At 50.4% G+C, this 23,260-nt stretch carries 22 protein-coding genes; 8 read left to right on the top strand and 14 right to left on the bottom strand.

The annotated features are described in order from the left end of the window. The first annotated feature begins 194 nt into the window (after positions 1 to 194). Together DW757_RS14735 and DW757_RS14730 are read left to right on the top strand one after the other, a co-directional pair. Positions 195 to 872, top strand: coding sequence for a response regulator transcription factor (locus tag DW757_RS14735; RefSeq protein WP_008398985.1), 678 nt, complete (start codon positions 195 to 197; stop codon positions 870 to 872). Beyond that, positions 869 to 1,915: a HAMP domain-containing sensor histidine kinase gene (locus DW757_RS14730; RefSeq protein ID WP_118752096.1), complete on the top strand. Its 1,047-nt coding sequence runs from the start codon at positions 869 to 871 to the stop codon at positions 1,913 to 1,915. Before DW757_RS14735 ends, DW757_RS14730 begins: the two co-directional genes overlap by 4 nt. Before the next feature lie 261 nt (positions 1,916 to 2,176). Here the strand turns inward: DW757_RS14730 and xerA are convergent, their stop codons facing one another. The 8 genes from xerA to recA all read right to left on the bottom strand — a co-directional run bounded on the left by xerA (position 2,177) and on the right by recA (position 9,420). Next, entirely contained in the window at positions 2,177 to 3,040 is an 864-nt protein-coding gene (gene xerA, locus DW757_RS14725; protein ID WP_008398988.1) for a site-specific tyrosine recombinase/integron integrase, read from the bottom strand. Positions 3,041 to 3,145: 105 nt separating this feature from the next. Beyond that, entirely contained in the window at positions 3,146 to 3,394 is a 249-nt protein-coding gene (locus tag DW757_RS14720) for a hypothetical protein (RefSeq protein ID WP_008398989.1), read from the bottom strand. 15 nt (positions 3,395 to 3,409) lie between these two features. Then, the gene (locus tag DW757_RS14715) at positions 3,410 to 3,979 is read right to left on the bottom strand and encodes a stage II sporulation protein M (RefSeq protein WP_044931736.1); all 570 of its coding nucleotides are present in this window, start codon (positions 3,977 to 3,979) and stop codon (positions 3,410 to 3,412) included. Positions 3,980 to 4,080: 101 nt separating this feature from the next. Further along, a complete protein-coding gene (locus DW757_RS14710) occupies positions 4,081 to 4,665 on the bottom strand; it encodes an NUDIX hydrolase (RefSeq protein WP_347560000.1) in 585 nt (194 codons plus the stop codon). A gap of 182 nt (positions 4,666 to 4,847) precedes the next feature. Next, complete coding sequence (gene proC / locus DW757_RS14705) at positions 4,848 to 5,729, bottom strand: pyrroline-5-carboxylate reductase (RefSeq protein ID WP_087381896.1); 882 nt, start codon at positions 5,727 to 5,729, stop codon at positions 4,848 to 4,850. Between the two features lie 178 nt (positions 5,730 to 5,907). Beyond that, entirely contained in the window at positions 5,908 to 7,452 is a 1,545-nt protein-coding gene (rny, locus tag DW757_RS14700) for a ribonuclease Y (protein ID WP_008398994.1), read from the bottom strand. A gap of 186 nt (positions 7,453 to 7,638) precedes the next feature. After that, the gene (locus DW757_RS14695; protein ID WP_118752095.1) at positions 7,639 to 8,247 is read right to left on the bottom strand and encodes a RecX family transcriptional regulator; all 609 of its coding nucleotides are present in this window, start codon (positions 8,245 to 8,247) and stop codon (positions 7,639 to 7,641) included. Between the two features lie 87 nt (positions 8,248 to 8,334). After that, positions 8,335 to 9,420 (bottom strand): recombinase RecA, encoded by a 1,086-nt coding sequence (gene recA / locus DW757_RS14690; protein WP_021966657.1) that lies wholly within the window; start codon positions 9,418 to 9,420, stop codon positions 8,335 to 8,337. A gap of 769 nt (positions 9,421 to 10,189) precedes the next feature. On the opposite strand from recA, the gene DW757_RS14680 reads away from it, so the two are divergent. Together DW757_RS14680 and DW757_RS14675 are read left to right on the top strand one after the other, a co-directional pair. Next, positions 10,190 to 11,536: a TrkH family potassium uptake protein gene (locus tag DW757_RS14680; RefSeq protein WP_015572977.1), complete on the top strand. Its 1,347-nt coding sequence runs from the start codon at positions 10,190 to 10,192 to the stop codon at positions 11,534 to 11,536. A gap of 29 nt (positions 11,537 to 11,565) precedes the next feature. Beyond that, positions 11,566 to 12,219, top strand: a complete 654-nt coding sequence (locus DW757_RS14675) for a TrkA family potassium uptake protein (RefSeq protein WP_015572976.1) — start codon at positions 11,566 to 11,568, stop codon at positions 12,217 to 12,219. A gap of 75 nt (positions 12,220 to 12,294) precedes the next feature. Here the strand turns inward: DW757_RS14675 and DW757_RS14670 are convergent, their stop codons facing one another. Together DW757_RS14670 and DW757_RS14665 are read right to left on the bottom strand one after the other, a co-directional pair. After that, a complete protein-coding gene (locus DW757_RS14670) occupies positions 12,295 to 13,113 on the bottom strand; it encodes an MBL fold metallo-hydrolase (protein ID WP_044931738.1) in 819 nt (272 codons plus the stop codon). Between the two features lie 43 nt (positions 13,114 to 13,156). Then, positions 13,157 to 14,047 (bottom strand): S8 family peptidase, encoded by an 891-nt coding sequence (locus DW757_RS14665; protein ID WP_118752094.1) that lies wholly within the window; start codon positions 14,045 to 14,047, stop codon positions 13,157 to 13,159. A gap of 353 nt (positions 14,048 to 14,400) precedes the next feature. On the opposite strand from DW757_RS14665, the gene DW757_RS14660 reads away from it, so the two are divergent. Next, entirely contained in the window at positions 14,401 to 14,856 is a 456-nt protein-coding gene (locus DW757_RS14660) for a DUF2726 domain-containing protein (protein ID WP_118752103.1), read from the top strand. 31 nt (positions 14,857 to 14,887) lie between these two features. Here the strand turns inward: DW757_RS14660 and DW757_RS14655 are convergent, their stop codons facing one another. Then, on the bottom strand, positions 14,888 to 15,307 hold the full coding sequence (locus tag DW757_RS14655) for a PPC domain-containing DNA-binding protein (RefSeq protein WP_015572973.1): 420 nt from the start codon (positions 15,305 to 15,307) through the stop codon (positions 14,888 to 14,890). Positions 15,308 to 15,370: 63 nt separating this feature from the next. Continuing rightward, the gene (locus tag DW757_RS14650) at positions 15,371 to 16,378 is read right to left on the bottom strand and encodes a polysaccharide deacetylase family protein (RefSeq protein WP_118752093.1); all 1,008 of its coding nucleotides are present in this window, start codon (positions 16,376 to 16,378) and stop codon (positions 15,371 to 15,373) included. Between the two features lie 241 nt (positions 16,379 to 16,619). Between DW757_RS14650 and DW757_RS14645 the strand changes: the two genes are divergently transcribed. Next, positions 16,620 to 18,026 (top strand): glutamine phosphoribosylpyrophosphate amidotransferase, encoded by a 1,407-nt coding sequence (locus DW757_RS14645; protein ID WP_015572972.1) that lies wholly within the window; start codon positions 16,620 to 16,622, stop codon positions 18,024 to 18,026. A 129-nt stretch (positions 18,027 to 18,155) separates the two neighbouring features. Here DW757_RS14645 and DW757_RS14640 read toward each other — a convergent pair whose 3' ends face one another. Both DW757_RS14640 and DW757_RS14635 read right to left on the bottom strand, forming a co-directional pair. Further along, positions 18,156 to 20,249, bottom strand: a complete 2,094-nt coding sequence (locus DW757_RS14640) for an ATP-binding domain-containing protein (protein WP_118752092.1) — start codon at positions 20,247 to 20,249, stop codon at positions 18,156 to 18,158. Between the two features lie 164 nt (positions 20,250 to 20,413). After that, the gene (locus DW757_RS14635; protein WP_044931764.1) at positions 20,414 to 20,749 is read right to left on the bottom strand and encodes a DUF3870 domain-containing protein; all 336 of its coding nucleotides are present in this window, start codon (positions 20,747 to 20,749) and stop codon (positions 20,414 to 20,416) included. A gap of 383 nt (positions 20,750 to 21,132) precedes the next feature. Here DW757_RS14635 and DW757_RS14630 point away from each other — a divergent pair, with 383 nt between their 5' ends. Next, on the top strand, positions 21,133 to 22,020 hold the full coding sequence (locus DW757_RS14630) for a DUF4392 domain-containing protein (RefSeq protein WP_182433321.1): 888 nt from the start codon (positions 21,133 to 21,135) through the stop codon (positions 22,018 to 22,020). Between the two features lie 146 nt (positions 22,021 to 22,166). Then, complete coding sequence (locus tag DW757_RS14625; protein ID WP_118752090.1) at positions 22,167 to 23,057, top strand: LysR family transcriptional regulator; 891 nt, start codon at positions 22,167 to 22,169, stop codon at positions 23,055 to 23,057. The last annotated feature ends 203 nt before the right edge of the window (positions 23,058 to 23,260 follow it).

Raw genomic sequence — 23,260 nt, 5'->3', positions numbered from 1 at the left:
TTACAAAGTCCACGCAAAACACACCGCGATATGCTGTTTCGTTTAAAGAAAATTAATAATCCTGTGGTATACTTATGGTGAAACCGGCAGACAGCCTGGTGGGAAAGCGCTGATGGGAGACAGAAACTGCCTCCACCATGTTCAGCCTGACTGCTCTGCTGCCGGCAAAATGACTGTGATAAGAGGTGAATCCAATGTTTAATATTCTTGTAGTAGAGGACGATATGAAACTGAGAAATCTTTTCTGCACTGTACTGCTGAATAACGGCTACTGTGCCATCCCTGCTGAGAGCGGGCTTGCTGCTCTGAAAATTCTCGATACTGAGTATGTGGATCTGATTATCTCCGATATTATGATGCCCGGTATGGACGGATATGAGCTGATTGAGACACTGCGGGTCAGCGGCTACACCCTGCCAATTCTGATTATTACTGCCAAAGAGCGGTTTGAAGACAAACAAAGGGGCTTTCTGGCAGGCACTGACGATTACATGGTAAAGCCCATTGATGTCAATGAGATGGTTCTTAGAATCGGCGCCCTGTTAAAGAGAGCCAGGATCTCCACAGAGCGGAAAATTATCTGCGGAAAAACGGTATTAAATTATGATGCCCTGACAGTCACTTTCAACGGAGAGGAGCTTCTGCTGCCCCAGAAGGAATTTTACCTTTTATACAAACTGATGTCCTATCCCAACAAAATCTTTACCCGCCAGCAGCTGATGGACGAAATCTGGGGCGTGGATTCCCAGTCAGATGAACGGACGGTGGACGTACATATTAACCGATTAAGAGAACGCTTTAAGGACTGCGATGATTTTCAGATTCTCACAGTCCGCGGCCTGGGATACAAGGTGGTGAAACAGGAGCCATGAAACAGATAAAACAGCATACATCTCCTCTGAAATTTTATATTATCCTGATAACCTTCATCAGCACTGCCGTGACTCCAATGCTGATTGGGTGGATATTCCTTCTGATCAGTAACTGGAGCGGCGATTACGGCCCCAGCCCTTATTTTCCGCTCTTTACCATGCTGGTGGAAAGCCTGCTGGCCGGTATCGTTTTGACCCTCCTTGTGAACCGGCTTCTGCTGTCGCCGTTAGTGAGCTTCAGCGATGCCATCAAGAAGGTGGCAACCGGCGACTTCTCCGTGCGCGTTAAAACCGACTACTCGTTTCCGGAGCTTGGACAGCTGGCCGGACATTTCAACAAGATGGTTCAGGAGCTGGGAAGTATAGAATCCCTGCGCAATGATTTCGCAGCAAATATTTCCCATGAATTCCGGACACCTCTGGCAGCTATCGAGGGATACACCACCCTGCTCCAGGATCACTCTCTTACGGAGAAGGAACGCGATGAATATATACATATTATCATTGACAGTGTACGCCAGCTCTCCAGCCTGTCCGGGAATATTCTGGCCATGTCGCGTCTGGAAAAACAGGAGATTGTGACGAATAAGACGCGCTACTGCCTCGATGAGCAGCTGCGCCAGGCAATCCTCCTTCTGGAACCTCTCTGGGACGAGAAAAAGCTGGATCTGGACATTGATATGGAAACTGCCTGGTATTATGGAAATGCCGACATGATCATGCAGGTCTGGGTAAATCTTCTTCACAACGCCATCCAGTACACGCCAAAGAACGGAACGATCCGTGTCTATCTGAAAAATGAGGGCTCTCTGATTCGCGTTTCCATCCAGGACACCGGGATCGGAATGGATGAAGCTACCATAGCCCATATTTTTGACAAATTTTTCCGCAAGGATAAAAACAGCTCCTCCGGCAACGGCCTTGGCCTTCCCATGGTTAAGCGGATTCTGGAGCTGAGCCACGGCTTCATTACTGTGGAAAGCCGCCCGGATGAGGGTTCCTCCTTTACGGTCACCCTCCCTGTCGAAGCTCCTGCCGATTAGACGAAGCATGTCAATTTTGCAGAAACGAAAGAAGGGCTCTGATTTTGAAATGCGTCTCAGGGCAGATGTTTATTTCCGCCCCGGACTTGCCTTTTCATACAATCCGTATCTTTGCTGCAGGCAGGTTATCTTAAACAAAAAACTGTAACAATATGAGCGCCGCCGGCATAAAGCCTTCTTCAGGAAGGTATGAACCTGCCGTCCTCTCTCATATTATTACAGTTTTTCATTTTCTATATAACAGCGAAACCTGTCTCTTCGCTACTCCTTGGCTGTCTGTGAGCCATGCAGATAGGCAGCATACATCTGAGTAGTGGCCATATCCGAATGTCCCAGTATCTGCTGCACTGCCTTCATGTCTGCTCCGCTGCTGATCAGATGAGCGGCAAAGGAGTGGCGCAGCGTGTGAGGCGTGATGTCCGTCTGGATCCCCGCCTTTTCCCCGTAATATTTGATAATCTTCCAGAAGCCCTGACGGCTCATCTGTCCTCCGCTGCAGTTTACAAACAGCCAGTCTGACTCTTTCTTTTTCGTAAGCTCCGGCCTGGAATTTTTCAGGTAATCATCCAGCGCTTTTTTCGCCACGCGGCCAAAGGGGATCGTTCTCTCCCTGCCGCTGTCGCTGCAGGTAATAAAGCCGATGGTCATATTAATGTGATGCAGATTCAGGTTCATCAGCTCTGAAACCCTGATTCCTGTAGCGTAGAGAAGCTCCAGCATAGCCTTGTCCCGTATCTCCTTGGGGGTTCTGCCGCCCGGCTGGTTTAAAAGTCTCGTAACCTCCTCTACCGAGAGAATAGACGGAGCTTTCTTTTCGATTTTAGGCGCCCGGATCATCTCCGCCGGATTTCTTTTTATATATCCTTCTGTGCTTTCATAATGAAAAAACGCCTTGATCGATGCCAGCATCCGCGAGATAGTTGCGGCAGCCTTCCCCTCCCTCTCCAGAAAAAGAATGTAGGAATCCAGGCTGGTCTTTGTCACTTTTCCAGCCTCTGCCACTCCCCTGTCCGCCATATAGGATGCGAACTGCAGCAAATCACGCCTGTACGAGAGAATCGTATTCTGGGACATTTTTTTTACGTCCCGCAGATATCCTACAAACTTCTCCACCTCATCAAACATACTTTATCCCCTAATCGTTCCGTACTCTTTTGTCAATCCATACCTTTTTTGAAGCTGATAACAGAAACTGAAAAAAACAGAACGGCTTACCTCACCTCTTCCTTTTCAGTCCAAAGGCATGGCTGTGTGCCCCTTTCCATTTTGCTCCTGCCTCAGTCTTTCCTCATAAAACAAGGCAAAAATCCACTGGTATCTACCATTATATATACATTTTTTGATAAAATCAAACACATTTTTCCCACTTTCGACACCTCCTCCTGCTGATTTACATAAAAAATACAAGATATTGTCCTGCTGCATTTTAACAGGGCAATATCTTGAGAAAAAATTTTTTTCTGTTCTCGCAAATTCCATAAAAACCAGCCTTGTTCAGCCTGAAAGAGCTGCCACAACACTTCCTGCCAGTTCCATCCACACAGGATTCAGAAGGGTTTCCGTCAGAGCTCCTGCTGCCGTAAACGCCATCAGAATCAAGAAGGCGGCTCCGTGGGTACGCTTCTCTGTGCTGCTCCCCCACCGGAAAAGAACCAGGAGAACGGGAATATAAAACAGCCATTGTGGAAACAGCGACAGGATAAACAGAGGGAGAGCCAGAAAACCTGCCTGCATAGTCAGGGCGGAAAGTACGGCTGCCATGGAGAAGCCCAGGACTGCCGCCCCGAGACACAGCCCAGCCGTTCCAAACGATGTCATTCCTGCCAGCCACAGGACTGCTGCCTGAATGCATCTCTGAAACATAACTGGAACAGCCTGGGCAGGCTCCGGCTTCACTGAGTATCCTGACTGATGCAGCCATGCCTGCCCAAGAACCCCCATTTCCTCCTGTGTCTGACCGGGAAGCCCGTTCATCCACACACTTCCCGCCAGCGAGGCCGCTGCAAAGCAGAAAAAAAACAGCATAACCGGATGAAAGCGGATCATATCTGAAACACGTCTCATGTGTTAAACCCATTTCCTTTTTTTCATCCTATGCCGTTTTTTTCCGGTCTATGCAGTTTCCGTTTTTTCCTGTCTTCCTTCTTCCGGCACCGCTGGCGCCGCTATTTTCTCTCAGGTCCTCTGCCTCTGTACTTTACTGCGTAGGCCAGGATAGATGCCACTGTTTTTCCATCTGTCATCTTTCCTGCAGCGATCAATTCCAGAAGATCCTCCAGCTCCCATTCCTCCACCTGAATGTTTTCGTCCGGATCCAGATGCTGACGGGAGGGAATCAGGTTTCTCGCCACAAACACGTCGATGGCCTCATCGCAAAAAGCGATGGTAGTGTTGATGCTCAGAAGATATTCCAGATGGTCTGTCCTGAATCCCGTTTCCTCCTCCAGTTCTCTGTACGCGCAGTCAATTTTCGGCTCCTCCGGATAGTCCAGAGCTCCCGCGGGAATCTCCAGCGTATAGCGGTCAAGGGCGTTTCTGTACTGGCGCACCATCAGAAGCTTCCCCTCCTCCGTTACAGCTACCACGGCAGCGGCTCCATTGTGATGGATATAATCCCATTTTGCCTCGTGGCCATTTACCTGAACCGTATCCTGATAAACCTTCAGGATAGTTCCCTGGTATTTTAATTCCCTGTCTATCCGCCTTACGGGAATCTCTTCCTCCTTTGTCTTCTGATCCATCATGTCCATCTCTTCCTCTCCTTCCATTCCCTCATATCTTTTCTGCGGCAGGCTGCAGCCCGGACGATCCCTCGCTGCTTCGCAGAAGCCCGCTTCTTTAGGGCTCTGCACCTGCCTTTTCCTATCTCTTTTTATCTCTTTTTTATCTTAATCTCTCTTTTCCTGTCTCTTTTTATCTTGTATCTCTTTTCTTATCTCATATCAGTGCATTTCTTAAAGCAGGCATCAGCCGCCTTAATTACGGCATTCCTGAATCCGCATTCTTCAAGGGCTGACACAGCTGCAATCGTAGTTCCTCCCGGTGAGCATACCATATCCTTTAATTTTCCTGGATGTTCACCTGTCTCGAGAACCATTTCTGCGCTTCCCATAACCGTGCGGGCGGCCATGCGGTACGCAGTATCCCGGGGAAGTCCGTACTTGACAGCGCTGTCTGCCAGAGCCTCAATAAACATATAGACATAGGCAGGAGAGCTTCCGCTCACACAGACAACTGCGTTCATCAGCCGTTCCTCCACCAGTTCCATGGAACCGAAGGACTCAAAAAACTGACGGATGGTATCCCTTTCCTCCGCAGAAAAACGCTCTGCCTCATAGCACACCCCTGTCACCCCCATTCCAACAAGAGCAGGAGTGTTCGGCATAGCTCTGACAATTCTTCGATCCTGTCCCAGCTTTTCCTTTAAATCCTGGATCGTGACGGAGGGAGCGATTGAGATAATAATTTTTTCCTTTGTCACCGTATCTTTTATATCTGAGAGAACAGCATCATAATACTGGGGCTTAACGGCTAAAACCACATAATCAGCCATAGAGGCGCAGGCTGCATTGTCCGCAGCGCAGGCAACGCCTGTCTCCTCCGATATTTTCTCTGCACGTTTCCGATCCGCATCGGTAAGAAGCAGCACTTCCCTGTCAAATACCTGTAAAAGTCCCTTTAAAATGGCATATCCCATATTTCCCATTCCAATAAAGCCAATCCTTTTCATTTCCATTTCCTCCAATCGCTGTTTCTTTTTTCTGTCTTTCCATCCCCCTGTCTGATACAGGAGGTTTTGATCAGCTGTTTTCATTTTACCTCATATTCGTACCCTGTCAAGAATATGAACACATGAACCGGTTTTTCCCTGTACCCTTGCAGCCGCCCCTCTGAAAAGAAAAAGAGAGGGAACCGCGCTTTCCGGCATCTGCCGAATGAAAGCACGCTTCCCTCTCTCAGAATTAACTGCTCAGAACTCAATTTGCCTTTATCTACTTCGCGTAGTCCGTCACTCTTGATTCGCGAATTACATTCACTTTTATCTGACCGGGGTATTCCAGTTCTGTCTCGATTCGCTTGGAAATTTCCCTTGCCATCAATACCATACCATCGTCGTTTACCTGTTCGGGAATGACCATGATCCGTACCTCGCGTCCTGCCTGGATCGCGTAGGATTTGTCTACTCCCTTGAAAGAATTTGTAATATCCTCCAGCTGTCTGAGACGGTTCGTGTATGTTTCAAGTGTTTCTCGTCTGGCTCCAGGTCTTGCAGCCGAGATTGTGTCAGCAGCCTGTACAAGACAGGCAATCAGGCTCTGCGGCTCCACATCGCCGTGATGGGCCTCCACCGCATTAATCACTACAGCGGATTCCTTGTACTTTCTGCAAAGATCCACGCCGAGCTTTACGTGTGTTCCCTCCATCTCGTGGTCAACAGCCTTGCCTATATCATGTAATAAGCCTGCTCTCTTCGCCGTGCGGACATCTACTCCGACCTCCGCCGCCAAAAGTCCTGCAAGCTGTGCTACCTCTATGGAATGCTTCAGTGCATTCTGTCCGTAGCTTGTCCTGAACTTCATCTTGCCAAGCAGTTTGACAAGCTCAGGGTGAATTCCGTGAATGCCCACCTCAAGCAGTGCAGCCTCACCTTCCTCGCGCATCATGGTTTCTACTTCCTTCTGCGCCTTCTCTACCATCTCCTCAATTCTGGCAGGATGGATTCTGCCGTCTACAATCAGGCGTTCCAGAGCAATTCTGGCAACTTCCCTGCGGATTGGGTCAAAGCCGGAAAGGACAACCGCCTCCGGCGTATCGTCAATGATCAGTTCCACGCCCGTCAGCGTCTCAAGGGTCCGGATATTGCGTCCCTCACGTCCGATGATTCGTCCCTTCATCTCATCGTTTGGAAGCTGGACAACGGATACTGTGGTCTCGGCCACATGGTCAGCCGCACAGCGCTGGATTGCCGTTACCACGTAATCCTTGGCCTTCTTATCGGCTTCCTCCTTGGCCTTTGCCTCCATCTCCTTGATGAGCTTGGCCGTGTCGTGCTTTACATCCTCCTCCACGGATTTCAGAAGATATTCCTTCGCCTGCTCGGATGTAAGACCGGAAATTTTCTCCAGCTCCTGCATTCCCTTCTCGTAGAGTTCCTCAACCTCTGTGGTTCTCTTCCTCAGAGCTTCCTCTTTGGCGTTAAGCCCTGCTTCACGTTTCTCAATCGCTTCTGATTTCTTGTCCAGATTTTCTTCCTTGCTCAGTACGCGCCGCTCATAGCGCTGAAGCTCAGCTCTTCTTTCCTTTGTTTCTTTTTCAAGCTCATTCTTAGTCTTCAGTGACTCTTCCTTCGCTTCAAGGAGAGCTTCTCGCTTCTTTGTCTCTGCAACCTTTAATGCTTCATCTATTATTTCCCTTGATCGTTCTTCCGCACTGCCAATCTTAGCCTCGTATGTCTTCTGGCGGTAATTGACAGCCACAAACCAAGTAATAACAGCAACAATAACAGCCGTAATCAACGGAATTATTACTTGTGGCACAGGAGCACCTCCTTATTTAGTTTTCATTGTACATATCGATACAACACTACAATTTTAAACTGTTTTATACACTATGTCAAGTATAATAGGAAGTGTTTGCTCTTTTTCGTAACTATCTCACAAAGAAAAAAACGCGCTCTGCTCCTCTGTTTTTTGCCCGCAGTGCCAGAAATAGTGAAAATACAGTCAGTACAGATCCCTGAGCTCTGCAATCACCCTGCGCACCGTTTCATAGGAAAAGCCTCTGCGAATCAGGTACGCCACCTGTCTGGCTGTTTCCTTTGGATCGGCATTTTCCGGATCAAAACGCCGCTTTGCAAGGAGCTTTCGCACCTGCTCCTCCTCATCCACAGGGTTTTCTTCCAGCAGGCGGCTGACACACTCCCGGCTGATTCCCTTGCTTTTGAGCGCTGAAGCCAGCTCGGCCCGGCTTTTCCTCGTTCCGTTCAGCTCCACAAAATTTCTGGCATACTCCTCATCGTCAATATACCTGTACTTTTTCAGAAGCTTTATGGTATGATCCACTGCCCGCTCAGGATAATGGCCATCCCGCAGCTTTCTGCGAAGCTCCTCCTCTGTCCTGGCTGAACATTTCAGCCAGTAGACAGCCCTCTCTCTGGCTCTTTTAAATACAATCTCTCTAAGAATCGCTTCATACTGCTCGCAGGAAAGCTCTCCTCCCTCCTCTATGCGGTAGTGTCTGAGCTCCCCGCTGTACAGGGCAAAAGCAAACTCTCCATCCAGAAAAACCTTGCTCCTGCGCCTGTCTATGGGTTCTATCTTGTCAACCTTCATTCTCTTCTACGTTTTCTGTCCGGGCAGGCACCTCAGAAGCAGGCGGCCCGTTTCTCCCTCCCTTCTGCCCTTTGCCTGACTCCCATCCTACTCCTGCTCGTCTCCCAGATCAGGCATGGCCAGCTTTGGCTCCTGTGCATCAGCCTCACGCTCCGCTGAGCCTTCATCGGCAGCAGCTCCGTCCAGACCGTACTTGGCCCTCACCTTGGCCTCTATCTCCTGGCACAGCTCCTGGTTTGCCTGAAGGAAATTCTTTGCGTTCTCGCGTCCCTGTCCAATCTTGCTTCCATTGTATGCGTACCAGGCTCCGCTCTTCTCCACAATATTCTCCTTGGCTGCCAGATCCAGTATATCTCCCTCCTTGGAAATTCCCTTTCCGAACATGATGTCGAATTCTGCCTCCTTAAACGGAGGGGCGATCTTGTTTTTCACTACCTTGATGCGGACGCGGTTTCCCACCATCTCACCGCCCTGCTTGAGGGTTTCGATCCTTCTTACATCCATGCGGACAGATGCATAAAACTTCAGCGCCCGTCCTCCTGTGGTGGTTTCCGGATTTCCGAACATAACACCTACCTTCTCTCGGAGCTGGTTGATAAAGATCACGATACAGTTGGATTTGCTGATAATGGCAGTCAGCTTTCTCAGCGCCTGGGACATGAGCCTGGCCTGAAGTCCCACGTGAGAATCTCCCATCTCCCCATCAATTTCCGCCTTCGGGACGAGGGCTGCCACAGAGTCCACGATGACAATATCGACAGCTCCTGAGCGCACCATGGTCTCGGTGATCTCGAGAGCCTGCTCGCCGTTGTCCGGCTGTGAGATGTAGAGATTATCTATATCGACGCCGATATTCTTCGCATAGACCGGATCCAGGGCATGCTCGGCATCGATAAAACCGGCGATTCCGCCCCTCTTCTGAACCTCGGCAACCATATGGAGAGCTACCGTCGTCTTACCGCTGGACTCAGGCCCGTATACCTCTATGATACGCCCTCTGGGAACGCCTCCAAGTCCCAGGGCAATGTCAAGGCTAAGGGAGCCGGTGGGAACTGTCTCAATATTCATATTGGCTCCTGAGTCGCCCAGTTTCATAACGGAGCCCTTTCCGTATGCCTTCTCTATCTGCGTCAGCGCGGCGTCGAGCGCCTTCAGTTTTTCATCTCTATCCATATTCTCCTCCATAATCTCCAAAATACGAACAAATGTTCTGTTCTCGCTATACCTATCATATTATAGGCAAACTGAAATGTCAACTGTTATTTTAAGAATTTCCCCCAGATTCTGCCGCGGCAGACTATCTCCTCTTCATCGGATCCGCTCATCCCGTTTTCCCTCCTTTCCGGCCTCTTCTGCCTGCAGCAGCCGTCTCTTTCCGTATCTCTGCTCTCGTATATATCTTTTCTTTTCCGCTTGTCACAGCCGGGATAGGCGGAAAACGGAAACATATAAAACTGAATCTGAAAATCTGCCGGAATTCGGCCTTTGGATTGAAATTGAAAGATACGCAGCCGGAACCGGCTGGCGAAAGAAATCTCTGGCTTCTGCTCTGCAGTCATTATACCATATCCTTCGGATATGGCAGCCTCCGGCGGAATTTAGCGCCCGGCTTTCAGCAGTACATGCTGAAACCGGTATGCGCAGGTATAATGCCCGCTCTGCAGTCATTATACCATGCCGAGCTGTCTGGTGTCCAGAAGGGAGCCTGCGGTTTTGTAATTTTTGCAGTTTTAATGCCTGTTTTTCTGTACTGCCGGACTGTCTGCAAATTGTAGCAGGCTTTTAACGGATGTTCTCTTTTGTTTTGTTGACATTCCCTGATGTTCTATATATAATCGTTATGATTATCTGGATTTGCAGATACAATTTATTGTCTGAACGCACAGAGGATTTGACGTATCGGACACATGCTTACTATAAATAATACTAAGGAGTTCCGGCAATGTTAAGCAATAAGGTTTGGGCACTGACCCCGGCTAAAATTATTCTAGGCGGATTTTTTCTGATTATCCTGTGCGGCGGTATCTTGCTGTCGCTTCCGATCTCATCGAGAAGCGGGGAAATGACTCCCTTCATCGACGCTGTTTTTACAGCCACATCGGCAACCTGCGTGACAGGTCTCGTCGTCCATGACACCTCCACCTACTGGTCTGTATTCGGGCAGGCCGTGATTCTTCTGCTGATTCAGATCGGAGGAATGGGAGTTGTGACTCTGGCCATTGCCATCACCATTCTGTCGGGAAGAAAGATCGGTCTGAAGCAGCGTTTTGTCATGCAGGAGTCTATCTCTGCCCCGCAGGTAGGCGGTATTGTCAGGATGACCCGTTTCATAGTCAAATGCACTATCCTTTTTGAGCTTCTGGGGGCTCTCGTGATGGCTGTTCAGTTCTGTCCTCAGTTTGGCATTGTCAGGGGAATCTGGTACTCTGTCTTCCACTCCATATCGGCCTTCTGCAACGCAGGCTTTGATCTGATGGGAGGTACTTCAGGCCCTTACTCCTCCCTGACCAGCTACCGGACAAATCCTTTTATCACCATCCCTGTCATGGCTCTGATTGTCATCGGCGGCATCGGTTTCTTCGTCTGGGATGATATTTACAAACACAGGCAGTCCTACAAGTTCTACAGGCTGCAGACAAAGATCGTTCTCACTACCACCTTTCTGCTGATTCTGATACCGGCGGTTCTCTTCTTCCTGTTTGAGTTCACGCCGCAGCGGTGGGAAGGCTACACGCTTGCTGATCGGATTTATTCGTCAATTTTCCAGTCAGTAACACCCAGAACGGCCGGTTTCAACACGGTTCCTCTGGATCAGCTTTCCACTCAGAGCCAGCTTGCGACGATTATTTTAATGATCATCGGCGGTTCTCCGGGCTCCACAGCAGGAGGTATTAAAACGACCACTTTCGCCCTGGCGGTTCTGTGCATTCTCTCTGTATTTCAGAATCAGGAGGACATCCACTGTTATAAGCGCAGAGTCCCCTATGATATCCTGAGGAATGCGATTGCGATTCTGGTACTCTATCTGTTCCTGTTTCTGTCAGCCAGCTTTCTGATTACCCGGGCTGACGGAGTTTCCATGATGGAGTCCTCCTTTGAAGCAGCCTCCGCCATTGCGACTGTCGGGCTGTCCCTTGGAATCACAGAGGATCTTGGAATTTTTTCTAAAATTATACTGATCCTTCTGATGTATCTGGGCCGTGTGGGCGGTCTCACCATGCTGTACGCTCTTACCAATCACAGAAAATTTCCAGTCCATCTGCCCCAGGAACGCATCACTGTGGGGTGACAGACAGGTAATAAATGGAGGATTATGATATGAAGTCTATTTTGTTAATCGGCCTCGGCCGCTTCGGCGCCACAATGGCAATGAAGCTCTATGAACTCAAGCATGAGGTAATGGCTATCGACATCTCTGAGGAGCGCATCAATGCGATCCTCCCCTATGTCACCAGCGCGCAGATCGGCGACTGTACCAATGAGCAGTATATGGCCTCCATCGGGGTCAGAAACTTTGATCTCTGCGTGGTGGCTATCGGCGATAATTTCCAGAGTTCCCTGGAAACCACAGCCCTCTTAAAAGATCTGGGAGCCAAGTTTGTCCTCTCCCGCGCAAACCGGGATATCCACGCAAAATTTCTCCTCAGAAACGGCGCCGATCAGGTAGTCTATCCGGAAAAGGAAATGGCCATCCACTCTGCCGTCCGCTACAGCACAGACAATATCTTTGATTATATTGAGCTGACTCCTGATCACTCGATCTATGAGGTCCCTGTACCAGAATCCTGGGTTGGAAAAAGCATTGTTCAGATTAACGTCCGAAATAAATACAGTATTTCAATCCTGGCTGTCAAAATGGACGGAACTCTCCATCCTCTTCCAGGGGCCGCCTATGTATTCCAGGGGCCGGAAACCCTTGTTATCATGGGAGCCAACACAGACATCAAAAAATTCCTCTCACTGGGGAAATAAAAAGGAAGAGGGAAAACAGCGCCTCTGTTTTCCCTCTTCCTTTTTGCCGTCCTCTCTTCCCCTTTTCTTCTGATTTCAAAGGAAAATACTCTTTCCCGTCTCCAAAATCATGCATCTCTCCCTCAGGCGTTCTTTCATCCTCCCGATTGCATAGATTCCCGTGCAGTGGACAGGCATCAGGAGGGAAATCCCCATTGCATCCAGCGCCTCAATCGTCTTTTCAAGCCTATCCTCATTTACCCCGCCCAGGTGCATCCCAGCGAGAACACTGTAGATGGGACGTCCGGGAAACGAGCTCTGGACAAAGCTCAGGCAGTTGATAATTCCTGCATGACAGCAGCCTGCAAACACACAAAGCCCCTTTTCTGTGTCAATGACAAGAAGCTGTTCGTCCTCCATGTAGTCAGGGCGCTTTTCACCGCCCTCGTCAATAAAGAAAATCTCCGGCCTTTTTTCAAATGGAACCGTGTAGGGAATATTCCCCAGAACCCACACGCCCGGCGCAATCTCCTGTCTGTCCTCTGTCAGGATCTCCATTCCCTTCAGCAGCTCTCTTTTCCACGGAATCCCGAGAATCCGGTACGTCTTTTTGTCCTCATTGACAGCCTGCTTGTTTAAGAATGCATTTTTCCTCACATAAACCGGACAGCGGGGCAGTGCATCCCCAAAAAATTCCAGACCTCCGCAGTGATCAAAATGGCCGTGGCTCAGTATAATCCCGTCCAGCTGTGTGAGATCCTCTCCGAGCTTTTCAGCGTTGTGGAGGAATACGCCTGTCTGCCCTGCGTCAAACAAAAACCGTTTCCCGCCATGCTCTATCAGAAGGGAAAGCCCGTGTTCCGCCAGAAAGCCTCTCTTTCCGGCTGTGTTTTCATTTAGTACTGATATTTTCATCCTCTTCCTCCTCTGTCCCGGCAGCTCTGCCAGGACGTTTCCGTTACTCCACAAGCCTCTCCACGTCGAGAAGCCCCCACCCCTGCTGGTTTCTCGGAAGCCTCAGATCTACCGCCCTCTCCCTGAGCCTGAGCTTCACATCCAGGTTTGTCATTTCAGGATACTTTTCCAGCAGAAGGGCGACTGCTCCCGATACAAGGGGCGTGGACATGGAAGTTCCGCTTTTTCTGGTATAGGAGCCGCTCCGGTTGGCACAGCTCACAATGTTGGAGCCGGGCGCCACGATATCCGGTTTCAGAATGCAGGCATTTGTGGGACCGCGGCCGGAATAGTCAATCATCCTGTTTCCCGCCACATCCACCTCCTTGTAATCGTCAGAGCAGCCCACTGTTATCACCTTCCGGCTGATTCCGGGCGTTGTGATCGTGCGCTGCCCCGGACCATTATTTCCGGCAGCTACCACCACTACCAGACCGGCATCCCAGGCGGCATCCACCCCCTTTACCAGGGCGGATTCCTCGCTCATCCCCCGGCGGCTGAAGGAGCCCACCGATATATTGACGATTCTGATATTATACTCCTCTCTGTGATCCCGGATCCATTTCAGCCCTGCCAGCACGTCGGAGGCATATCCATTGCCCCGGTGATCCAGCACCTTCAGGCTGATGAGACTGCACCCCGGGGCAACTCCGTGGTACCTGCCCCCTGAGTCGATCCCCGCTCCTGCGATGATCCCGGCTATATGGGTACCATGTCCATTGTCATCATACGGCTCCTTTCTGCGCTTTACCATGTCCACAAACGCTGCCAATCTATCCTCAAAATCCCGATGCAGGAAGATTCCCGTGTCCAGGATTGCGACTCCCACTCCCTGTCCTGTCAGGCCAAGCCGATATGCCCCATCGCAGTTGATCCATTTCTTTGCCTGATCCATCCTGCTTTCCTCTCAGTGCTTTTTCTATTAGATTATTCAGAGGACAGTATCCGGGGCAATAAAATCTCAAAAGGACGCGGCCTCCCCCACATTTCCTTTCAAAAAGAAGACGCTATATGGTATAATAGCGAGAAAAGCGCATGCCATGCTTGCATGAGCATGCATTTGACGAGCGGTCCCATCGAGACGTAAGTCGAGATGGTATAATAGCCGCAGAGCGGTTATTATACCTGCGCCGAGCCGCTGGCGCCCGAAGGGAGCCAAAACACTACTGCGGCGAGTGCACATCCCGGTTTCAGCTCTCACCGCTTCAGCTCGGGCGTTCTATTGCGCCGGAACACAAAGGAGAACCTATGGATACTTCAAAAATTTTCTTTCTGGCCGCTGCGGCGGCCGCAGTTCTTTTGGTCCTTTTCCTCTTTTTTGGCAGCCGCAGGCACTATCCCTATAAGGCCAAGCCGATTCTCACCAAAAGAGAGTACTCGTTTTACCGGATTTTGAAGCGCGAAGCAGATGCCCGAAAGCTCCTGATCTGCCCTAAGGTTGGCCTGAAAGATCTCATGGACGTGACAAACCGCCGCCATTTTTTCCGATATTTCGGCAAAATATCTCAGAAGCATGTGGATTTTGTCATCTGTGACAGAAACCTGAACGTCCTGTTTGCGGTGGAGCTGGATGACCGGAGCCACGATACAGAAGATGCCAGAAAAAGAGACCGTTTTAAGGACAATGCCTTCCGGGCAGCTAAAATTCCGCTGAAGCGTATCCGCTATTTCAATGAAGAAAATATCCGGGATCTGTTTGACTGAGCATATCCGCTCCCTTACCCGGACTGCTTTTCTAAAATTTCATCAGATTAAGCCCGATTTCATCGCTCATCTCCCTCTCCACGGTTCCGTCCGCCGCAGTCAGAAACAGCTCCGCTGTGGCGCTGACCACCGCGCGCTTCAGGTGTCCGCCTCTGGCCATACCGTCCCTGCCGGCCACAGTGATATGGAGATGCTCGTAAGGCTTCTGTTCCTTTGTTGTGATATTGCCGGTCAGAGCAGTTATCTCCATGTCGCCTGTCCAGGTGTGGGAGATAAACTCCTTCTTCTCCGTGTCGAACAGGCCTGCCGTTACCTCTCCCACTGCTCCAATTCCAGTCACCTGGGCTACCTTGATATCCTTCCAGGCACAGAGCTTTAAGAGACTGTATACAATCTCCTCCCCCTTATCCAGACGCACCACATACTTATCTCCGAATTTTCTGTATTCCATCGAAATCCCTTCCTTTCTCTCACACCCAACACGCCTGCGTTTCCTCTCCGTTTTTCAAAAGCCCTAAGCCGGAGGAAAGCTGTAGGAAATAACTCCGGGAGCCGCTCCGCCCCGAAACTGTATCAGCTCGCTCACTGTCACAAGCTGGAAGCCCTGCCCGGTGAGAGCCGGAGCTATCTGCTCCACCGCCTGAGCCGTAGACGAATACAGCTCATGCATCAGCACAATATCTCCATCCTTTACTTTGCCGATTACAGCTGCAGCTGTCTGAGCTGCGTTTTTTGTGGCCCAGTCCCTTGTGTCAATGTTCCACAGGATAATCGGCTGGTGAATATTGGCCAGTACAGCTGCATTGTAGCTTCCGCCCGGCAGGCGCATCAGGGCCGGCGATACGCCGGTGACGGCAGCCACTGCCTGATTGCAGCCTTCCACCTCATTTCTTATCTGCTCAGCTCCCAGCTTCTGCAGGTACTTATGGCTGTAGCTGTGATTTGCTATCTCGTGGCCGGCTGCCTGCATCCGGCGCAGTTCCTCCTGGAAGGAATTGACGCGGTTTCCTACTACAAAGAAGGTGCCCCTTCCGTTATACTTTTCCATACAGTCCATAATCCTGTTTCCCACCGGGGCATACGGTCCGTCGTCAAAGGTAAGGGCAACCATGGGTCTGGACGGATCCAGAAGACGGCCATTGCTCATCACCATCCTGTCTGCCTGACCGGCTGTTTCTCCCTGAGCTCCATCTCCTTCCTGGCTGCTTCCCTCTGTCTGAGCCCCATCCCCTGTCTGAGCTGCGCCTCCCGTCTGACCCCCCTCTGTCTGCAGCGTATCTCCTGCCTGGCCGTCGCCTTCTGTCTGGGCTCCGTTTTCTGGCTGACTGCTTTCTGCGGACTGTGCACTTTCCATCCCAGGCCCCATTGGCTGAGCCTGCTCTTTTGAGTTCTCCGCTATCTCCGTGTCAGATGCCGGCCCTGACACTTCTGCCGCAAAGGAGGCTGTGCCTCCCCATGTACACAGGGCTGCCGCACAGACCATGGCAGCCAGAAATTTTCCTGTTCTGTATTTGATCCTCATAGTTTCTTCCTCTTTCTATTCTGATGAGTCTGAAAAGCATTTCCTGCCGTACAGCCATTATACCTAATTTTATGAAAAACACCAACCCCTTTATCACGAAACCCCTTTGTTTCTATTAATATTTATAATAAATGAATCCTATTGTCCATTTTACCTAATATATGCTAAGATAGAGTTGACTTTTGCGCTGTATGGCGTCAGAAAAAACAACTGAATTACACAGATTGAAAGGAAGGAAAAAATGGGCGGATTTTTTGGTGTAACCTCAAAAACAAACTGCACTTTGGATTTATTCTTCGGAGTAGACTATCATTCTCATCTTGGGACCAGACGCGGCGGAATGGCCGTCTACGGGCCTGACGGCTTCAACCGTTCCATTCACAATATCGAAAATTCCCCGTTCCGAACGAAATTTGAGCGAGATGTGGACGAACTGACGGGAAATATGGGCATTGGCTGTATTTCCGATATGGAACCGCAGCCGCTTTTAATTCAGTCCCACCTGGGCAGCTATGCCATCACCACAGTGGGCAAAATAACAAATGAGCAGGAACTGATCGAGGAGTCCTATGAAAAGGGCCATATTCATTTTCTTGAGATGAGCGGCGGAAAGATCAATGCCACCGAGCTGGTCGCCGCCATCATCAACCAGAAGGATTCCATTGTAGACGGCCTTCTGTATGCACAGGAGAGGATTCAGGGTTCCATGACAATCCTGCTTCTGACCCCGGAGGGCATCTACGTTTCCAGAGACAGGCTTGGAAGAACTCCGGCCATGATCGGAAAGAAGGAGGGCGCTTTCTGCGTATCCTTCGAGAGCTTTGCCTACATTAACCTCGGCTACAAGGACTGCCACGAGTTAGGCCCCGGCGAGATTGTATTTATGACTCCGGAGGGAATCGAAACGCTGAGCGCACCGCGGGAGGAGATGAAAATCTGTTCCTTCCTCTGGGTTTACTACGGCTATCCTACCTCCACCTATGAGGGAGTCAATGTGGAGGCCATGCGCTATACCTGCGGAAAAATGCTTGCCAGACGCGATCACTCCAAATCTGATCTGGTTGCAGGCATTCCGGACTCCGGTATCGCACATGCCATCGGCTATGCCAATGAATCCGGCATCCCATTTGCCCGTCCTTTCATTAAATATACGCCAACCTGGCCTCGTTCCTTCATGCCTACAAGCCAGAACCAGAGAAATCTGATCGCCCGCATGAAGCTGATTCCCGTAGACGCCCTGATCCGCGACAAGAGTCTTCTTCTCATCGATGACTCCATCGTCCGCGGTACACAGCTGGGGGAGACTACAGAGTTTCTCTACCAGAGCGGCGCCAAGGAGGTACATATTCGTCCCGCCTGTCCTCCGCTTCTGTTTGGCTGCAAATACCTGAATTTTTCCCGCTCCAACTCAGAGCTGGATTTAATCACACGACGGATCATCCGTGAGCGGGAGGGGGACGACGTCTCTGAGGAAACACTGGCCGATTACGCTAACCCGGACAGTGAAAACTACAAGGCCATGGTAGAGGAAATCCGAAAGAAATTAAACTTTACCACACTCCAGTTCCACCGCCTCGACGATCTGGTGGAATCCATCGGCATTTCCCCATGTAAGCTCTGTACTTACTGCTGGAACGGCAAGGAGTAGGAAAGAGCAGGCGAAATCCCTGCCCCAGGTTTTCTAAAAAAGAGAAAAGTGACGCATCCAGACGGCTGTCTGTGTGGATGCGTCACTTATTTTTTTCACCGATGGCTGATGCGCCATTTCACATGGAAGCTATGCTTCCCTTCCCTCAAACAGAGGGCTTTTTTCCCGATCCCCCACCAGCCAGAGCTCGTGAAGGGCGCGGGTGATTGCCACATACAAAAGCTTGGCGTCCTTTTTGTTTACGCCATAATGCTCCTCGTCCGGCTTCCAGAGAATTACCGCGTCAAACTCCAGTCCCTTTGTCAGAGTCACAGGGAGCACCATAACGCCGTTTTTAAACTCTCCCGGCGCAGTCTTTTCGAGTCCCAGCAGCATTCTCACCTCTTCTGCCTCTTCCTCGCACCGGCAGATAACGGCAATGGTTTCATAGCCGCGGCTCTTAACCTCCTCCACCGCCTCTCTCAGCGCCTTTTCAGGCTCCTGATGGGCCGTTCTGTCCTCTACCGGACGGCCGTGCCGGATCACCGGCTGGATCTTATAGGCTCCCTGGGATGCATGCTCCAGAACCAGTCCGGCCTGGCCGGAAATCTCTATCGTATTCCGGTAACTCTTGGCCAGCAGGTAAAAGCTGTCGTTCTCCTTCTCAAACATGGCCTCCTTAAGCCCCTCCCAGTCGTTCATTCCCGTCTCATAGCGGATATTCTGGGAGACATCGCCCATAATGGTGAAGTAGCAGCCCGGCAGCAGACGGCGGATCACATAGTACACCGTCTCTCCGAAATCCTGGGCCTCGTCAATGATGATCTGGCTGAACTCGTCCGTCTCCTTTTTTGCCAGAATCCGTTTCCATATCAGGGCAATGGCAGCCGCATCATACAGGTCAAACCGCCCTCTTTTCACAGCCTCTTTCGTCTCCTCTGAAATGCCGGCAGAGCCTTCCTCCGCAAGCAGGCCGAGAAATTCCAGGTAGATCTGCGTTTCCGTCCATTTATGTCTGGATGAGTCGAAATATTTTTTATACTCTGCCAGCTTTTCCCTCCTGAAATTCTCATCCTTTCCCGTACAGAGAAAGCGGATTCTTGACGCAATTCTGGCATTTAAGAGCTTTTCCAGCTGGTAAAGGGAGAGCCCCTCATTTCTCTCTGCCGTTTCTCTCAGGTTTTCCTCTGTAAATACCATGCCCAGCGTCTGGTCTCTGATATCCCCAAGGCTCAGAGAGCGCTCCCTCCATGTATCCAGAAACTGATCCAGCTTCCTTATAAAGGACAGGTGGCTTTTGGCCGGAGCATCCTCCCTGTCTTCTGTCAGAATATATTTCTTTTTCCACGCTTTTCCCATCAGATAGGGGATAAACACATCCATTCTCATCTGGCGCACATGGTTTACATCCAGCTCCGGAAGACCGCTGTTTATATAGTTGAGCAGCATATCACTGCTTCCGACAATGCAGAACTCCGACGGCTTGTATTCCTTGTCATAGTTGTAGAGCAGATAGGAAATGCGGTGAAGGGCAACTGTAGTTTTTCCGCTTCCCGCAACTCCCTGGACAATGATATTTTTATAAGGTATATCCCTGATAATTTCATTCTGCTCTCTCTGAATAGTCGCGATAATATCGCCCAGAACAGCCTCCTTGTTCTGAGAGAGATATTTAACCAGAAGCTCGTCATTGGCAGCCACATCGTCATCGTAAAATCCCAGAAGCGTATCTCCGTCTATATCGTAGGTTCTCTTCCTGTCCAGACAGATTTCCACAGAGCCGCTTCCCGGAACGTCATAGCTGCCCTCTCCCAGCTCATTTTCATAGTAGACATTGGCAGCCGGAGCGCGCCAGTCCACGATGATCACATCCGTCTGATTCTTTGTGATGCCGTTTTTTCCAATATAACAGGTTTCATTGACGCCAAAGGTTCTGTCCTCATAGTCAATGCGCCCGAAGTAGGCTTTTTTCAGCGCAGCTCTGTTTTTTCTGAGCGCATTCTGGGTGTGTTCCAGAATATTGCGCCCGGCAACCAGAAGGCCGTAGGAGTCACCTTCCCCCTTTTTCACCGACTGGTAGAGTTCCTTTACCTCCCGCTGATAATCTCTCTCCTTCTTTTTATAGAGAGAAATATTCTCCTCAATCACTGAGAGGCAGTTTTTCAGATGGCGCTTCTCCCCGTCCTCGTCCAGGGGAGCCTTCCATATCGCTTCGCTTACATGCTGTCCGTCTCTTTCCTTCACCGAACAATCCCTCACTTTTCCTAAATTTTTTTGTTTCCTGCAAAGAAATCCAGAGCAGGCGCCGTCTCTTGGCACCTTCCAGTTTCAGGGCACGTATAGTTATATCAGAAACGAATGAAAAAATACAGATCTATTTTCTCTGTCCGCTCTGAGTCTGCGAGGATCTACAGGCGTCTTTCCTTTTCCAGAACCATCATATACCGGTTGTATGCGTCCTTCATGCAGGCAATCAGCGGTTTCTGGGTCATGGCAAAATAGCGGCTTCTGATCTCTCCCTCCAGCAGCTCCAGATCTGTCCTGAGACTCTTTCCAATGAACATCTCTGCCACAAAATCACTCGTCACATGAAGAATGGTGTTGCACTCCACATTCAGAATTTTCCCGCTCTCCTTTTCCAGCACCAGGCTGATGTAAAATTCCCCGTGGAGGCTGTAGATCGCATCCTCTCTGCTGGGCTTGGCCTGGCCCACCACTAATATTGTACCTTTTCCGTATTGCATAGCTTTGTTCTCCCTGTCATTTTCCTGAAAAACCAGTCTGCCGGAATGCCTTCTTTTTTGAGGCAGACGGCTCTGTTTTGGCATCTTTTCGCCATCCATTGTTACTATTATAAGCAGGCAGTTTTCTTCCTTCAAGCAAAATTTCAGAATCACCTGGGTTTTTGAAACGGAGCCGTCTTTTAACTTGACAGGAGGGAGGAAACGCGTTAAGATAGGACTGAAAAAAGCATACGGATTCTTTTATTTATCGGGACTCCTGCCCGGATGTTCCCATCGTAAATAAGAGCCATGAATCTGAACAGGAGGAGTGGCTTTTTTTATTTGTTCCAACCGGGTCTGAACCCGGAAACAGGTAAAAAGCCCTCATAATGGGAGGATTTCATATGAATTTTTTTGACAAGCTGGATGCAGTGATGAAGCAGGATTTTGGCGGACGCGGCCTGCTTGGCTCTCTTCCGCCGTCCCCCTTATCACTGGCAGCCAAAGAGCTTTTCTGCGCAAGACGCGCCCTGATCCTTACGGGCTTTCCGGTTCTCTGTCCTGACGGAGCCGTGATCGGGGAGACGGACGGACCTCTGGGAGCCGCCGATCTGGCTTTTGCTCTGAAAGCAAACGGATGCCAGGTCACAGTGGCAACGGACGCGCACTCGTCCGAATTAGTTAAGGCAGCTCTCTCCGTGCGCTGTCCCGATGTGCCTGTCACCGTACTTCCGGAAGCGGGAACCCGCGCCTTTTCCGAGCAGCTTCTCGACACCCTCTGCCCTACCCACGTGATCACCTTAGAACGGCCCGGAAAGGCGGCAGACGGCCATTATCACAATATGCGCGGTGAGATTATTGACTTCATGACAGCCGACGCCGACTGTTTTCTGGAGCTGGCTGCCCGGAGAAATATCCGCACCCTCTCCATCGGAGACGGCGGAAATGAGATGGGAATGGGAGCCTTCCGAAAAGAAATCGAGTCCTTTGTTCCCTGCGGAGAAATCATCTGTACTGCCTCTTCTGCCGACTGCGTGCTGGCCGGAGGCGTGTCTAACTGGTGGGGAATCGGAGCAGCGGCACTGCTTTCCATGGAAACAGGAGCCTTCCTTCTTCCCAGCGAGGCCCAGGAGACGGAAATGCTTCGCCGCGTCATAGAAGCCGGCGGCGTAGACGGAACCACAAAGCTCAGAGAGATGACAGTCGACCATCTTCCTCTCTCTGTCCACCTTGAAATTCTCAGAGATGTTTCAAGCCTTGTAAGAAAGGCCCAGGAGGAGCAGGCGGCGTAAGCCAGAGCCTGCTCTTTTTCGGCTTTTTCTCCCTTCACCCTGTCTTTACTTCTCCCATTCTTTCAGGTATAATTAGGAACATCAAATCAATCGGATATCTTCGATATATCATTTTGATATAAGAATTGTGCAGATAAGGAGAAGCCATGGAAATCAACTACGATTACTACCGTATTTTCTATTATGTGGCAAAGTACAAGAGCTTTACCCAGGCCGCCAATATTCTGATGAACAACCAGCCCAATATTACGCGTTCTATGAACAATCTGGAGAATCAGCTTGGCTGCCGTCTGTTTATCCGCTCCAACCGGGGAGTTTCTCTGACGCCGGAAGGAGATCGTCTGTTTCACCACGTTTCCATCGCCTACAAGCAGCTTCAGATGGCAGAGTCAGAACTGGGCCGCGGAAAAAGCATACAGGATGGAACTGTGAGCATCGGCGCCAGCGAGACGGCTCTCCACGAGCTTCTGCTGTCCAGGCTCAGTGAATTTCACACCCTGTTTCCGGGAGTGCACATCCGCATTGCGAACTTCTCCACACCTCAGGCTGTATCCGCTCTCAAAAAGGGGCTGGTAGACTTCGCAGTTGTCACCTCACCTTCCGACACTTCCCCTCCGTTTCGTGAAACTCCATTAAAGCAGTTTCGTGAAATCCTGGTGGGCGGCAGCAGCTATGCGTTTTTATCTGGCAGCAGGCGGCGCCTGGCCGAGCTGACTGATTATCCCCTGGTCTGCCTGGGAAAGTCTACCAAAACGTATGAGTTTTACCACACGTTTTATCAGAGTCTGGGACTTACGCTTCTTCCAGACGTCGAAGCGGCTACTGCCGACCAGCTTCTTCCCCTGATCCGCAATAACCTGGGAATCGGCTTTGTCTCAGAAAACCTGGCCAGGGAAGACCTGGAAAGCGGAAAGGTGGTTCAAATTCCTCTGGATGAGAAAATCCCCCTCCGCTCTATCTGTCTCGTGGAGGATACCAGCCGTTCCCTGAACCCGTGTGCCTGCCAGCTGGTTAAGCTGCTCTGCAGGGAAGATTGAGAAAAGTACATGTTCCCCAGAGACCTTATATCAGATAAAATAGCGTATTTCAGGACATGACCGGCACAGCTGCCGGGCAGCAGTTCTTATCTGGCCGGCTGCACATCCCATCCCCAGCAAAGCCCTTTCTGCTCTGTCGGAATCAGATTGTGTCAATAGTTTTTCGCAAAATTAAAATCTTGCCGTTTGGCAGCCGGTAGTCA

Origin of the sequence: Clostridium sp. AM29-11AC (assembly GCF_003480545.1) — a bacterium.
Classification (GTDB): Bacteria; Bacillota; Clostridia; order Lachnospirales; family Lachnospiraceae; genus Otoolea; species Otoolea saccharolyticum_A.
This window is presented reverse-complemented; position numbering and strand designations above follow the sequence as displayed.

Bases quoted from the DNA above. Each gene is read 5' to 3' on its own strand.
- DW757_RS14670 (WP_044931738.1), bottom strand. From the start codon at position 13,113: ATGAAAATATCAGTACTAAATGAAAACACAGCCGGAAAGAGAGGCTTT.
- DW757_RS14655 (WP_015572973.1), bottom strand. From the start codon at position 15,307: ATGGAATACAGAAAATTCGGAGATAAGTATGTGGTGCGTCTGGATAAG.
- xerA (WP_008398988.1), bottom strand. From the start codon at position 3,040: ATGTTTGATGAGGTGGAGAAGTTTGTAGGATATCTGCGGGACGTAAAA.
- DW757_RS14630 (WP_182433321.1), top strand. From the start codon at position 21,133: ATGAATTTTTTTGACAAGCTGGATGCAGTGATGAAGCAGGATTTTGGC.
- DW757_RS14625 (WP_118752090.1), top strand. From the start codon at position 22,167: ATGGAAATCAACTACGATTACTACCGTATTTTCTATTATGTGGCAAAG.
- DW757_RS14665 (WP_118752094.1), bottom strand. From the start codon at position 14,047: ATGGATCAGGCAAAGAAATGGATCAACTGCGATGGGGCATATCGGCTT.
- recA (WP_021966657.1), bottom strand. From the start codon at position 9,420: ATGGATAGAGATGAAAAACTGAAGGCGCTCGACGCCGCGCTGACGCAG.
- DW757_RS14735 (WP_008398985.1), top strand. From the start codon at position 195: ATGTTTAATATTCTTGTAGTAGAGGACGATATGAAACTGAGAAATCTT.
- DW757_RS14720 (WP_008398989.1), bottom strand. From the start codon at position 3,394: ATGGAATTTGCGAGAACAGAAAAAAATTTTTTCTCAAGATATTGCCCT.
- DW757_RS14680 (WP_015572977.1), top strand. From the start codon at position 10,190: ATGTTAAGCAATAAGGTTTGGGCACTGACCCCGGCTAAAATTATTCTA.
- DW757_RS14660 (WP_118752103.1), top strand. From the start codon at position 14,401: ATGGATACTTCAAAAATTTTCTTTCTGGCCGCTGCGGCGGCCGCAGTT.
- DW757_RS14675 (WP_015572976.1), top strand. From the start codon at position 11,566: ATGAAGTCTATTTTGTTAATCGGCCTCGGCCGCTTCGGCGCCACAATG.
- DW757_RS14645 (WP_015572972.1), top strand. From the start codon at position 16,620: ATGGGCGGATTTTTTGGTGTAACCTCAAAAACAAACTGCACTTTGGAT.
- DW757_RS14710 (WP_347560000.1), bottom strand. From the start codon at position 4,665: ATGGACATGATGGATCAGAAGACAAAGGAGGAAGAGATTCCCGTAAGG.
- DW757_RS14715 (WP_044931736.1), bottom strand. From the start codon at position 3,979: ATGAGACGTGTTTCAGATATGATCCGCTTTCATCCGGTTATGCTGTTT.
- proC (WP_087381896.1), bottom strand. From the start codon at position 5,729: ATGAAAACAGCTGATCAAAACCTCCTGTATCAGACAGGGGGATGGAAA.
- DW757_RS14695 (WP_118752095.1), bottom strand. From the start codon at position 8,247: ATGAAGGTTGACAAGATAGAACCCATAGACAGGCGCAGGAGCAAGGTT.
- DW757_RS14635 (WP_044931764.1), bottom strand. From the start codon at position 20,749: ATGCAATACGGAAAAGGTACAATATTAGTGGTGGGCCAGGCCAAGCCC.
- DW757_RS14730 (WP_118752096.1), top strand. From the start codon at position 869: ATGAAACAGATAAAACAGCATACATCTCCTCTGAAATTTTATATTATC.
- DW757_RS14650 (WP_118752093.1), bottom strand. From the start codon at position 16,378: ATGAGGATCAAATACAGAACAGGAAAATTTCTGGCTGCCATGGTCTGT.